The following is a 13,224-nucleotide window of genomic DNA, read 5'->3' as shown; positions in this document are numbered from 1 at the left end:
GTATGAACTATCCTCCAAAACACCATCAAGAAACGGATTTTACAACTATTGTTGAAACCATTAAAAGGTATCCGTTGGCGACGTTGATTTCGGCGAAAGACAGCGAAATTTTCACTACACATGTTCCGCTGATGTATCAAGCTGTTGACAATGGATTGGGTTGTTTGATTGGACATATTGACAAGTTCAATCCGCAGGTGGCATTGTTGCGAGAGAACATTCCCGCGCAAGCGATATTTCACGGACCCGATTGCTATATTTCACCAAACGTGTACAGCACCACACAATTGCCCACATGGAACTATGTAAAAGTCCATATTTCAGCAAAAGCAACACGAATTTCAAACAAAAACGATATCATCCAATCCATTGCGGATATGACAGCCTTTTTAGAAACTTCTGACGCGCCTTACATATTAGACACACAACATCCAAGAGTGCAATCGTTGGCAGATTATATTGTAGGTTTTAAGCTTGAAATTACATCGTGGGAAGGAAAGTTTAAGCTTTCGCAAGATAAATCGCCCAAAGACAAACGACTTGCTAAAGAAGCACTGCTGCAAGAAAGCCGCAAGGATATTACGGCTTTTCTTGATATGATTATTGATTGGTGATATGCGCTGAAAATTCTTCAAAATCCAATCCGCCATAGTTTCCTGAACTCATGAGTAACACCGCTGTATTGTCTAAGTTTTGACGGAATAAAAATGCTTTGAATTCGGCTGGATCGGTGTAAATAATTAAATCTTCACGTTGAAACGCATTGGCAATTTGTGCTTCCGTGACTTCTTCCAATTGTTTGATTTTTACCGCCTGTGGTGAGTAGAAAACCACCGCTTTGTCTGCCGCATCAAGCGCGCCTTTGTATTCTTTTAAAAATTCTGCATTTAAGCTACTGTATGTGTGCAATTCCAAACATGCCAACACCGTTCTATTCTGGTATTGTTCTTTTACGGCTTTGGTCGTTGCTTGTACTTTGCTTGGCGAATGCGCGAAGTCTTTGTAGACAACTGTTAAATCCTTTTGTGCAATTTTTTCCAAGCGTTTGCTCGCTCCAGAAAATGTAGCAATCGCTTCGTAAAAATCTTCTTCATCAACGCCAATATGCTGACAAATCCATTTGGCGCCTGCGAGATTGTTGAGGTTGTGTTTTCCGAAAATTTCAATCGGCATGTAACCGTCTGGAGTTAACAATAGCGTTTGCCCATTTTCTACGATATATTCTGGTGTTTTGTAGCTTAGTTTGCGAATCGGATTTTCGGAAGCTTCTACGACACGCACTACTTCTGCATCTTCTTCGTTGTAATTGATACTTCCGCCTTTAGTGATGGAATCTACAAAGATTTGAAACTGCTCTACATAATTTTCATACGTTGGAAACACGTTGATATGATCCCACGCAATGCCGCTCAATAGTGCAATATTTGGCTTGTATAAGTGAAATTTTGGTCGTCGATCGATTGGCGATGATAAATATTCGTCACCTTCTAAAATGATAAAGTCGTTATCTTCCGTAAGATGCACCATCGTATCAAAACCTTCCAACTGCGCGCCTACCATATAATCGACTTCGATATCATGATAATTTAATACGTGTAAAATCATGGATGTAATGGTCGTTTTTCCGTGACTTCCACCAATGACTACACGCGTTTTGTATTTGGATTGCTCGTATAAAAATTCAGGATACGAATAAATGGTAACACCCAATTCTTGCGCTTTTAGCAACTCAGGATTGTCTGGTTTGGCGTGCATTCCTAGAATAATCGCATCCAAGTCAGTAGTAATTTTTTCTGGAAACCAACCAAAACTTTCTGGAAGCAATCCTTTGGCGTCCAATCTACTTTTAGAAGGTTCAAAAATAACATCGTCGCTTCCTGTAATTTGGTATCCTTTTGCGTGTAACGCAAGTGCTAAGTTGTGCATGGCGCTTCCGCCGATGGCTATAAAATGTATTCGCATCGTATCTAAAAATTCTGAAAGTGTAAAGATAAAAGGCTTTTTTGGTTTTTGACAATTTTAGACCAATTTACACTTAAAATGATTTTTACTTTATAATTTCTTACTTTTAAAGGACTAAAAACTTTAAAAACTACAACTAACACACCAAGATTATGAACAACGAAAAAATCAACGCGTTTTTTAACGATATTGTGCTCAACAAGTTTGTCCTGAACTTTGTTCCTGGATTGATTCTATTCTTTACCTTTTCTTCATTTGTCAACTTTTCTGTGAGTGACGGATTGCTCTCTTTGCTAATCATTGTCATTTTTTCATGGGTTTTAGGAATGTTGTTGGAAATGGTCTTTTTTAAAAAAGTATATCACACCAGAAGAACAGAAAAAGAAGCAAATAGCAATGTAAATGAACACCTGAATTTACTATATGGAAAACTCGGTATTAGCATTTTAATTGCCTGTCTTTTTTGGATTGATATTGAAGCGATTATGAATTATTTTGACCGTTCTTATAAAGATCATACGGAAGCCGTTTTTATTGTTATCAAATTTTTAGTTGTTGTTTTGACGGGAATTTTCTTGTATTTACACTATTTAAAAAGTAGAATTAAAGACTAAAACTCAAATACAACACATCATTACAACCACTTATTACCATGCAAAAAATCATTGATTTCCTAAGAAACAACTGGACACTTCGAACCGTATTCGCATTGACAATTGTATATATTGCCAGTGTTGCAATATTTGAGCAACGCTTCAGCATTTCAGAAGTATTGATTACTTTTTTTGCAGCTTTATATGTTGTTTGGGGATTTATGACGCCGCCGAAGAAAAAAAAGCAATAAAGCAAATCATTCTATTGAAATTATATTCAATTTGAAACATTCTAACATAAAATAACACCAATAAACAAACCTTAACGTAAACAACATGGATATTTCTCTCGTATTGATTGCTATTGTAGTCATTATTCTCATTGCTATTGCCGCTATGTACAACAGTCTTATCGGTAGAAGAAACCAAGTGCACAATGCTGAAAGTTCAGTAGATGTCATGCTAAAAAAACGACACGACCTGATTCCAAATTTGGTAGAAACTGTAAAACAATATACGAATCATGAAAAAGAGGTGTTGGAAAATATTACCGCACTTCGCTCAAAATTGATTTCGCAACCTTTGGACAAATCGGAACGAAATCTATTGGAACGAGAACTCTCAAAAGACTTGCAACAATTGAGCATTTCTGTAGAAAATTATCCCGATTTAAAAGCCAACGAAAACTTTTTAAATCTGCAATACAACTTAAACGAAATTGAAAGTCAAATTTCTGCTTCCAGACGCGCACACAATGCTGCGGTGTTGAGTTACAACAATGGTTTGGATAAATTTCCTTCCAACATTATTGCTGGCTTTTTTAACTTTAAAAGAGAAGAGTTTTTCGATATTATTCCTTCCGAAAGAGCCAATCCGAACGTGAAAAGTTTATTTGACAACGAATGATTTCAGAAGAGGTAAAAAGTAACTACCGAGCGATTCTTGATGTTTTTAAAAATGAAAAAAAACACATTTCTGAACGTTCTAAAAAACTTTGGCAACACACACTTTTCATCTTTCTTGCTATTGAAGCAGTGTTAGCATTCTTAGTAATGCTAGGAGTTATCAAAGTACAAGGCACAGGATTGATTGTACTGTTTATCATTCCTATTATTGTTTTTATGATTCCTATCATTTCTCAATTTACCTTGAGAGGAAAATGGGTTGAAAAATACAAAGACGAAGTCCTAAAACCGATTGTAGAAGCGCAATTTCCCGGAATTACATATGAAGATGATTATCACATTTCTGAGCAAATGTTCAATGCGAGTAACCTATTCACCAATCCTGATCGTTTTAACGGTGAAGATTTGTTTAGTGGAAAACTAGATGCTACTGCGTTTAGCTTTTCGGAAATTCACGCAGAAGAAAAACACACCAGTAGAGATAAAGATGGCAATACGACAACTTCCTACAGTACTATTTTTAAAGGATTGTTTTTAATTGCCGATTTCAATAAAGAAATCCAAAACGACACGTATGTCTATTCATCTGGTGGTAAAAGTTGGTTTTCACGCTACAAACGCGTCCGATTGGAAGACCCTGTGTTTGAAGATAGATTCAATGTGTACAGTAACGACCAAGTGGAAGCTAGATATATTTTAACACCAAAAATCATGGAACGCATTGTGGAGTTGGAAGACCGATTTGGCGAAAACTTATATCTGTCTTTTCGCGGACATAATGTGTATATTGCCATCAGCGAATCGTATGATATGTTTGAAACTAGCTTTCATGATGAGGTTAATTTTACACAAATAGAACGCTTTTTGGCAGAAGTAGATAGCATTCTAGCCATTTTGAATGACTTGGATTTGAATTTGCGAATTTGGACGAAGCGGTAATTTTTCACAACTCAATTCATCAGTGCTACACCAAAAAATATGTCAATAATTTCCCTATCTTGTTTTTTTTAAAAAATCCTTTGTAACATGGCAATTAATTACTCATTTGGACTTCCTTTAAAGCATAATTTTGCAGAGTTTGTGTATTATCAAGGCTTATTTCTTCCGCATGAAGTGGACCGAATTCTCAGCTTTTGGGACGATACTAAAACCATTAAAGCAACACTCGCAGGAGACAACAAATATGATGACGAATTACGAAAAAGTTCTGTAATGTTTATTGAAAATACCAAAGAAAATGATTGGATTTACCAAAAATTAGCGGGACTTGCTATGAGTTGTAACAACGAACGATATTGGTTTGACTTGCTTGGTTTTCATCAAGAATTACAACTAACACGCTACTCGGAAGGTGATTTTTTTGATTGGCATTTGGATTTTGGCGCAGGAGAAATTTCTGCTCGAAAATTAAGCATGACCATTCAATTATCAAATCCAGATGAGTACGAAGGTGGTGATTTGGAATTTATGATTAATCAAAAAATTGTAAAAGCGCCTAGAGAAAAAGGAACAATTGTTATTTTCCCTTCATTTATCATGCATCGCGTTACTCCAATCACAAAAGGAATACGACAATCCATAGTCGGTTGGGTTTCAGGACCACCCTACAGATAAGCGAAATCAAACATTTTTAGCGATTCTGAATGACTTGGATTTGAATTTACGAATTTGAACGAAGCGATAAACACTTTTGCAAATTAATGCGTTATTACTACATAAAAATACAAGATTGAGAAAAATCAGAGTCCAGTTTTGGCAGAAACAATAAAAATCACGAATTTTAATAAAAAAGAACATGGCAACTTTAGATAATATTAAGAATAGACTTATTGATAGGATTCTTTTGACAAAAAATAAAAAACTACTTTTTGACTTGGAAAATATGATTAGTTCAAGTGAAACTGAGCAAGAACTTACTTTTGATTCTTATCAAATTGAAATGTTGCTAATGAGTGAAGAAGATATAAAAGAAGGTAAACTTATCTCAGAAGCTGATTTAGAAGAAAAAGATGCTAAATGGATGAATTAAAATTGTTCTGGACAGCAACTGCCGAAAAACAAAGAGATTATATTTTTGAATATTGGAATCAAAGAAATAAGAGTAATTCATACTCAAAAAAGTTAAATCTCGCTATACGAGAACGAACAAAAATTTTAAAAAAGCAACCAGAAATTGGAAAAGAAATTCAATTCAAAATGTTAAGATTGGTTTCTTTAAAACACTACTCAATTATATATAAATTAGAAAAATCAGCAATTATAATTGTTGCTTTTTGGGATAATCGACAAGATGCAAAAAAACTTAGAGATTTTCTAAAAAAAGTATAATTCCTACATCGCCAACACTTCCGCTTTATGTTCTGTAAAAGGGTCTAATTTTTCTTCCGCTAAAGCTTTGTTAATCCACTCCAACGCCTTTTGTTTGTTGCCTTTATGCTTGAAAATTTGTGACAAACGATAGTATGCCCAACATACAGGAACGCCATCTTTAGACGTGTAATTGGTAATGTATAAATACAAGCACTTCTCCCCTTTTTCGAGCTGAATATTATAATCGGCAGCCACTTTTCCAATTTGATAATGCATCGCATTTCGTTGGTGTTTGGTATGCGATTTCTCCAAATTAGCAATCGCTTTTAAAGGTTGATTTTCCTTTACATACAAATTGGTCAACTTGTCATAACAGGTCATAGAACCACCAACTTCAATCGCTTTTTTATAATATTCTTCCGCCTTTTTTGGCTCATCATCGTACTCGTAAATATATCCTTTTGCCAAATAGCCATCAACTTTAGAAAGATTTTCCAATTCGTTCGCGTATTTCATGGACTTTTTATAGCTTCCGCCAACGATTCCAGGCAACTGCATGTATAACTCTACCATTGCCCAACGGACATCAATATGTGTTGGGTCGAGTTCAGCAGCACGTTTAAAAGCACGTTTTACATCGCCAATCAAACCTAAGGCTTTAAATTTATTCACTTCCAAAGCTTTCATGCCTTTAGCACCGCCATATTTGTAGTGATAATTTGCATTAAAATCGTCCATTTCAACCAGTTTCTCATAATTTTCAATCGCACCGTCCCACTTTTTTTGGTATCCGTATGCATCGCCCAATAATTCAATTAATTGACGATTATTTGGAGAGGCTGCCACTGCTTCTTTTAAGATAGTTTCTGCTTTACTATATTGCTTTTTGTCGAATAATTGCGCTACGGTTTCTTCTGTGGTTTGACTTAGGCAAAACATCGGAATGCACAAAAGGACTAAAAAATAATGCTTCATTTCGTTTTTTCGATTTTGTAGAATTCAAATTGTAGTCTGCCATTTTACAAACTACAAACGATACTTTTACTTTGTTTTTTTATCAACACATGTATCACTTTTCATTCCAAAGATACTATTTCGAAAAGGATTTGTTTTATAAAATAATCTTAACATTTTACATCTTGGAATGTTCTTTGCGATTAATAACACAGAAGTAAACCATGTTATGATTAAAATCCTTATTTTACATACGTAAAGAATTTGATTGAAGTTTTACATAACAGACAATAGATTTTTACATTTTGACCAAATTTTTAAACGAATGAAAAACGTACTCGCCATATTTATGATTGTATTATTTAGTCAATTCGCAAACGCACAAGAAAAGTATGTGCAACTGTGGAAAGAAGTGACCAATTTAGAGAAAAAGGGATTGACAAAATCAGCTTTTAAAAAGGCTTCTGAAATTTATGCGTTGGCTAAAAAAGAGCAAAACAATCCGCAAATTGTCAAAGCTTTTTTACACAAATCCAATTATCAATTGACGCTAGAAGAAGATGCGGAATTGACGATTATCAATTCGTTAAAAGCGGAAATTGCCTCACAATCCTTTCCCACCAAAAACATCTTGCAAAGCATTTTAGGACAGCTGTATTGGCAGTATTTCAAATCGAATCGTTATAAATTTTACAATCGCACAAAAACCAAAGAAAAGGTTGACACAAACGATTTCAGAACGTGGGATTTACAAACAATCTTTACTGAAATTGGAATGCATTTAGACGCATCGTTGAAAAATGCCAATCAATTACAAAAAGTAGATTTAAGTGAATTTGATGCTATTCTCATCATGCAAGAAGGGTCTAAAAAATTTCGCCCAACGGTGTATGATTTTTTAGCGCACAATGCCTTAGAATTTTACAAATCGACTGAAATCACCATCACAAAACCCGAAGAAACTTTCAAAATTGACAACGAAGAATATCTATGCGATGCGGAATTATTTGCGGAATTAAATATAACAACAAAAGATTCGCTTTCGCGGGAATTTAAAGCGCTGCAACTCTATCAAGACTTGATTCGTTTTCACTTAAAAGACAAATCGCCAGAAGCGTTGATTAATGTCAATATTGAACGCTTACAATATATCGTAGCAAAAGCAAATTTTGACAATGCCAAAGAAAAACTCATTGAGATTTTTCAAAATGAAAAAACAACATACAATACACATCCATACTCAGGAATGTATGACGCTGAAACGGCGCAATTGTATAAGGAATTAGGAGACCTGTACTCCACAGAAAATCCTGAAAAACACCAATGGAAATATCAAAAAGCAGTAACACTTTGTGATGAAGTTATTACTAAGTTTCCTGAAAGTGCTGCTGCTAAAAGATGTCAAAATCTTAAAAGAATCATTCTAAAAAAAGACTTTTCAATCACTACAGAAAGTGTCATTCCAATTGGCAATTATTCTAGAATGTCCATCAACTATAAAAATGTAGAAAAACTCTTTTTTACTGTTCGTAGGATAACGCACGAGCAATTAAAAAACTACAGCAAATTATACAGAAAAGAAGAACAACAAGCTTTCATCAACAAATTACCTGTAAGCAAAAACTGGAATGCTACGTTGCCTACTGAAAATGATTATCATTTTCACCGCACGGAAATAGCCGTTCCGCCATTGCAAAACGGTTTTTATATGCTAACAGCTTCGCATACGGAAGAACTCCACAAAACGTTTTTTGCTACCGATATCATTCAAGTGACTGATATTGTTATTACGCACAAAAAAACAATTAGTGAATATATTTTTCAGTTGACCAATCGAAATAATGGAAAACCTATAGAGAATCAAGCCATAGAATTTTCATATCAAAAAAAATATAGAGGCGCAAGAGAAACGCAAACACAAACTACAGATGCAACGGGAAGTGCTGTATTAGAAGCGGACTACAACGATCGTTTTTATGACCTTAATATTAAAGTTACCACAGCGAATGATATCGCTTATTTTGATGATTTCTCCTATACAAAACGATTTATTTCAGATAAAATAGAGCCGCAAGAAACTCTTTTCTTATTTACCGACAGAAGTATTTACAGACCTTCACAAACAGCGCACTTCAAAGGAATTTTAGTTCGCAAAGAAGGCACAAAATCCACAATTCTGCCAAATGAAAAAGTAACCGTACTATTGCGCGATGCCAATTACCAAGTGGTAAGTGAACAATCTTTAGTGACCAACGAATACGGTTCGTTTAAAAGTGAATTTATCATTCCGAATAATGGCTTAACAGGAAATTTTTCCATACATGCTTCCAAAGGCAAAGACAATTTGGGAAGCACTTATTTTTCAGTTGAAGAATACAAACGTCCAAAATTTGAAGCCAAATTTTTACCAATTACCAAAACCTTTGCTGTGAATGATACTGTAGCTGTGAATGGAAATGCTATGGCGTTTGCAGGAAGTTCTATTTCGGATGCCAAAGTAACCTATTCTGTAAAACGAACGCCTCGCTATCCGCAATGGATTTATTGGCGATATCCATATATCAATTCGAGCTCTCAGCAAATTACAAGTGGTGAAACCATTACGGACGCCAATGGGAATTTTGAAATTACATTCAAAGCGATTCCTGACGCTAGTACTTCAAAAAAATTATTACCAATATTCGATTATGCCATTACGGCAGATATTACCGATATCAATGGAGAAACGCGTAGTGCTTCCACCGATGTGCGAGTAGGCTATCACAGTTTACAAGCCAATGTGGTTATTGATAAAAAACTAGATGCCTCCAAACGTGATTACACGGTAAAAATCATCACAAAAAATCTAAATGGTGAAAAAGTTTCTGCAAAAGGTACGGTGACCATTCACAAATTACAAGCGCCAAATCGTGTGTTGCGCGAACGTCCTTACAAAGTTCCAGATTACCTGTCCATTTCAGAAAAAGAATTTAAAAAACTCTTTCCACATGAAGCGTATTCAGAAGACGAACAAGATTTTAAATCGTGGAAAAAAGGTAAAAAAGTATTTGACGAAAACTTCGATACAAGTGAAAAAGCACAACTCGAACTCGGCAAACTTAAACGTTGGGAATCTGGAAAATATGTAGTTGAAATTAGTACTACCGATGCCAATGGTTATGAAATAAAAGACATTGTATATACAGAAGTTCACAACTCAAAAGACAAAACAGCGGCCGACAATGCCTTGCTGGAAGTGGCTACTGATAAAGATTCCTATCTTCCGAATGAAGAAGTGGTACTTACCTTAAAATCGGCAAGCAAACTCATGACTGTAACGGTTGATGTTGAAAAAAATAAAAAAATTGTAAACTCGTACGTTATCTCACTAGAAGATGGCAAACAAACCTTGCGAATTCCTGTTAAAAAGGAAGATGAAGGCGGATTCCAAATTCATTGTTCTGCAACCATTTTTAACAGCTTTATCAATAAGCAACTTTTAATAATGGTGGAATATCCGCCGTCGGACTTGACTATTGAAACGACTACTTTTAGAGACAAACTAAAACCAAACGAAGAAGAAACTTGGAGTTTTAAAGTCAAAGGTGCTAAAGGAGAAAAAGTAACTGCTGAACTATTGGCAAGTATGTACGATGCTTCTTTAGACGAATTCAGAACGCATGATTGGAATTTTAATCCGATTAACAAGCCTGTATATTACAGCTATTTCAATATCAATGCGGGTAGAAGTTTTGATATTACACGTTTTGGTGATTCGTTCAATCCATACAAAAGCGTGGTATACAATCCGCAACGTTTTGACCAACTCAATTGGTTTGGATTGTATTTTTCTAGTTATGGAAGAATGTATCGAAAAGGTATTGCTTATGAGTCTAACAGCATGGTGGAACGAAAAATGGCAGTACCTGTAGCAGAAGAAGTTGTTATGGATGAGGTTGAGGAAGAAAGTGAAGAAGCATTGGCTTTTTCAGTTGAAGTAGAAAATGATAAAAAAACTGCAGTTGCCACACTTTTAAATGCTAAAGACCCAAAAAGCATTGGCGAAACAACACAAAAAGAAGCTATTGTTCCTCGAAAAAATCTACAGGAAACCGCCTTTTTCTTTCCACAACTACAAACAGACAGCGAAGGAAATGTATCGTTTACCTTTACCACTCCAGAAGCGTTGACGAAGTGGAAATTGCAGTTGCTAGCACATACGAAAGAATTGCATTCGGCAACCAAAACGCTGACCACAGTCACGCAAAAAGAATTGATGGTGTTGCCAAATGCACCGCGTTTTGTCCGCGAAGGTGATGCGGTAGTGATTAGCACAAAAATTTCAAATCTTTCAGAAAAAAACCTCAACGGAGAAGCGATGTTGCAACTGATTAATCCGTTTACGGGAAATGATATCAATCCTGCCTTATTTCCGCGTTTGGGCGAACCTTCTCAAAGCTTTTCTGTAAATGCAAAAGGCAATACACAAGTATCGTGGTTGCTATACATTCCTAAGAATTTACAAGCGATTCAATACACCATAACGGCAAAAGCAGGCGAATATAGCGACGGCGAACAAAATGCGTTGCCAGTATTGTCAAACCGTATGTTGGTAACGGAAACCTTACCAATGTGGATTCGTTCCAACGAAACAAAAACCTTTACCTTAGATAAATTGGCGGAAACAAAATCGGCTACACTTTCGCATCATAAACTGAGTTTGGAAATTACGTCCAATCCTGCGTGGTACGCGGTACAAGCGTTGCCATATTTGATGGAATATCCGTATGAATGTTCGGAACAGACGTTTTCTCGTTATTACGCGAATGCATTGGCGAGTCACATCGCGAATAGCAATCCGAGAATTCAGCAAGTGTTCAATCAGTGGAAATCGTCAGATGCGTTGTTGAGCAATTTAGAAAAGAATCAGGAATTAAAATCCTTGATTTTACAAGAAACACCTTGGGTTCGCGATGCGCAATCGGAAACGGCTCAGAAAAAACGAATTGCGTTGTTATTCGATCTCAATCGCATGCAACATGAAGAAACTCGCACGCTACAAAAATTACAACAAATGCAATCGTCTTCTGGCGGATTCCCTTGGTTTTCTGGCGGACGCGACAATCGATTCATCACACAACATATTATCACTGGTTTTGGACATTTAAAAAAGCTAAATGTATTCGAAAAAACAGATGAAGACACGCAACAACTATTGCGAAAAGCAATTCAATATTTGGATGCTGAATTCATCAAAGAATACAAGGACATTCGCAAATACAACAAAGGCGTGGATTTATCAAAAGACCATTTATCGTATTCGCAATTGCACTATTTGTACATGCGAAGCTTTTTTGAAGAAATTGGCTTATCGGAAGAAGCACAAAAAATTCGCGATTATTATTTAGGTCAAATTGACAAGTATTGGCTAAGTCGCAGTTTGTATTCCAAAGGATTGATGGCGTTGATTGCACATCGAAACAAGCGTGCAAAAACGGCAAACGGAATTCTACAATCGCTCAAAGAAAACAGCATTACGAGTGACGAATTGGGCATGTATTGGAAAGCAAACACACGTTCGTGGTATTGGTATCAGGCGCCGATTGAAACGCAAGCGTTATTGATTGAAGCATTTTCGGAAATTTCGAATGATATCACTTCCGTAGATAATTTAAAGATTTGGCTGCTGAAAAATAAGCAAACCAATCGCTGGTCTACGACCAAAGCTACTGCCGACGCTGTGTATGCGTTATTATTGCAAGGAAGCGATTGGCTTTCGGTAACTGACATGGTTGAGGTGACGGTGGGCAATCAGCAAATTTCGCCTGAAAAACTCGAAGATGTAAAAGTAGAAGCTGGCACAGGTTATTTCAAAACTTCGTGGAATGGTAGTGAAGTACAACCTGAAATGGCAAAAGTAACCTTAACCAAAACTGGGAAAGGTATCGCTTGGGGCGGATTGTATTGGCAATATTTTGAAGATTTGGACAAAATCACAACCGCAGAAACGTCGTTAAAATTGAGCAAAAAACTCTTCAAACGAACGTATGATGCTTCGGGAGAAGTCATTACCGAAATCGACGAAAACACGCAATTGGAATTGGGCGATTTGGTAAGAGTTCGCATTGAACTTCGAAACGACCGACCAATGGAATTTGTTCATTTAAAAGACATGCGCGCCGCAGGATTTGAGCCTGTAAACGTGTTATCACAATACAAATGGCAAGATGGTTTGGGCTATTACGAAAGCACCAAAGATGCAAGCACGAACTTCTTCTTTGACTATTTACCAAAAGGTGTTTTTGTATTTGAATATGACTTACGCGTCAACAATAAAGGTGATTTTTCCAATGGAATTTCCACCATTCAAAGCATGTACGCGCCGGAATTTAGCAGTCATAGCGAAGGAATTCGTGTGAAAGTGGATTAGTTTTTAATGTAACAATTGTTTGATTTGAAAATTTGAAAATGTGCCAATTTGAAAATTCGTTTTTCAGTTTCAAAGCACTTCTCGATACAAA

General features: G+C 36.0%; 11 protein-coding genes. 9 read left to right on the top strand and 2 right to left on the bottom strand.

Features of this window, described 5'->3' with window-relative positions:
• Positions 1-2: 2 nt before the first annotated feature.
• Positions 3-614: an FMN-binding negative transcriptional regulator gene (locus C8N46_RS11605; RefSeq protein ID WP_108115073.1), complete on the top strand. Its 612-nt coding sequence runs from the start codon at positions 3-5 to the stop codon at positions 612-614.
• On the opposite strand, the gene C8N46_RS11600 is transcribed toward C8N46_RS11605, so the two are convergent.
• Positions 601-1,962 carry a UDP-N-acetylmuramate--L-alanine ligase gene (locus C8N46_RS11600; RefSeq protein ID WP_108115072.1) on the bottom strand — a complete coding sequence of 454 codons (1,362 nt, stop codon included), beginning with the start codon at positions 1,960-1,962 and terminating at the stop codon, positions 601-603. The genes C8N46_RS11605 and C8N46_RS11600 overlap by 14 nt on opposite strands.
• 152 nt (positions 1,963-2,114) lie before the next feature.
• Between C8N46_RS11600 and C8N46_RS11595 the strand changes: the two genes are divergently transcribed.
• From C8N46_RS11595 to C8N46_RS11565, 7 genes are all read left to right on the top strand, one after another.
• Positions 2,115-2,576: a hypothetical protein gene (locus tag C8N46_RS11595; RefSeq protein ID WP_108115071.1), complete on the top strand. Its 462-nt coding sequence runs from the start codon at positions 2,115-2,117 to the stop codon at positions 2,574-2,576.
• Positions 2,577-2,614: 38 nt separating this feature from the next.
• Positions 2,615-2,806, top strand: a complete 192-nt coding sequence (locus C8N46_RS11590) for a hypothetical protein (protein ID WP_108115070.1) — start codon at positions 2,615-2,617, stop codon at positions 2,804-2,806.
• An 85-nt stretch (positions 2,807-2,891) separates the two neighbouring features.
• Positions 2,892-3,461: a LemA family protein gene (locus C8N46_RS11585; protein WP_108115069.1), complete on the top strand. Its 570-nt coding sequence runs from the start codon at positions 2,892-2,894 to the stop codon at positions 3,459-3,461.
• Positions 3,458-4,399, top strand: coding sequence for a DUF3137 domain-containing protein (locus C8N46_RS11580; protein WP_108115068.1), 942 nt, complete (start codon positions 3,458-3,460; stop codon positions 4,397-4,399). The genes C8N46_RS11585 and C8N46_RS11580 overlap by 4 nt, the downstream gene beginning before the upstream one ends.
• An 87-nt stretch (positions 4,400-4,486) precedes the next feature.
• A complete protein-coding gene (locus tag C8N46_RS11575; protein WP_108115067.1) occupies positions 4,487-5,074 on the top strand; it encodes a 2OG-Fe(II) oxygenase in 588 nt (195 codons plus the stop codon).
• Positions 5,075-5,255: 181 nt separating this feature from the next.
• Positions 5,256-5,489 (top strand): hypothetical protein, encoded by a 234-nt coding sequence (locus tag C8N46_RS11570; protein ID WP_108115066.1) that lies wholly within the window; start codon positions 5,256-5,258, stop codon positions 5,487-5,489.
• On the top strand, positions 5,477-5,788 hold the full coding sequence (locus C8N46_RS11565; RefSeq protein ID WP_108115065.1) for a type II toxin-antitoxin system RelE/ParE family toxin: 312 nt from the start codon (positions 5,477-5,479) through the stop codon (positions 5,786-5,788). Before C8N46_RS11570 ends, C8N46_RS11565 begins: the two co-directional genes overlap by 13 nt.
• Positions 5,789-5,791: 3 nt before the next feature.
• Here C8N46_RS11565 and C8N46_RS11560 read toward each other — a convergent pair whose 3' ends face one another.
• Positions 5,792-6,745, bottom strand: coding sequence for a tetratricopeptide repeat protein (locus C8N46_RS11560; protein ID WP_108115064.1), 954 nt, complete (start codon positions 6,743-6,745; stop codon positions 5,792-5,794).
• Positions 6,746-7,049: 304 nt separating this feature from the next.
• Here C8N46_RS11560 and C8N46_RS11555 point away from each other — a divergent pair, with 304 nt between their 5' ends.
• The gene (locus C8N46_RS11555) at positions 7,050-13,133 is read left to right on the top strand and encodes an alpha-2-macroglobulin family protein (RefSeq protein ID WP_170110083.1); all 6,084 of its coding nucleotides are present in this window, start codon (positions 7,050-7,052) and stop codon (positions 13,131-13,133) included.
• The last annotated feature ends 91 nt before the right edge of the window (positions 13,134-13,224 follow it).

It is taken from the genome of Kordia periserrulae (assembly GCF_003054265.1).
GTDB lineage: Bacteria > Bacteroidota > Bacteroidia > Flavobacteriales > Flavobacteriaceae > Kordia > Kordia periserrulae.
This window is presented reverse-complemented; position numbering and strand designations above follow the sequence as displayed.

What these genes read in the sequence shown, in the direction of transcription:
- C8N46_RS11595 (WP_108115071.1), top strand. Translation starts at nt 2,115, where the DNA reads ATGAACAACGAAAAAATCAACGCGTTTTTTAACGATATTGTGCTCAAC.
- C8N46_RS11585 (WP_108115069.1), top strand. Translation starts at nt 2,892, where the DNA reads ATGGATATTTCTCTCGTATTGATTGCTATTGTAGTCATTATTCTCATT.
- C8N46_RS11570 (WP_108115066.1), top strand. Translation starts at nt 5,256, where the DNA reads ATGGCAACTTTAGATAATATTAAGAATAGACTTATTGATAGGATTCTT.
- C8N46_RS11575 (WP_108115067.1), top strand. Translation starts at nt 4,487, where the DNA reads ATGGCAATTAATTACTCATTTGGACTTCCTTTAAAGCATAATTTTGCA.
- C8N46_RS11560 (WP_108115064.1), bottom strand. Translation starts at nt 6,745, where the DNA reads ATGAAGCATTATTTTTTAGTCCTTTTGTGCATTCCGATGTTTTGCCTA.
- C8N46_RS11580 (WP_108115068.1), top strand. Translation starts at nt 3,458, where the DNA reads ATGATTTCAGAAGAGGTAAAAAGTAACTACCGAGCGATTCTTGATGTT.
- C8N46_RS11605 (WP_108115073.1), top strand. Translation starts at nt 3, where the DNA reads ATGAACTATCCTCCAAAACACCATCAAGAAACGGATTTTACAACTATT.
- C8N46_RS11555 (WP_170110083.1), top strand. Translation starts at nt 7,050, where the DNA reads ATGAAAAACGTACTCGCCATATTTATGATTGTATTATTTAGTCAATTC.
- C8N46_RS11600 (WP_108115072.1), bottom strand. Translation starts at nt 1,962, where the DNA reads ATGCGAATACATTTTATAGCCATCGGCGGAAGCGCCATGCACAACTTA.
- C8N46_RS11565 (WP_108115065.1), top strand. Translation starts at nt 5,477, where the DNA reads ATGGATGAATTAAAATTGTTCTGGACAGCAACTGCCGAAAAACAAAGA.
- C8N46_RS11590 (WP_108115070.1), top strand. Translation starts at nt 2,615, where the DNA reads ATGCAAAAAATCATTGATTTCCTAAGAAACAACTGGACACTTCGAACC.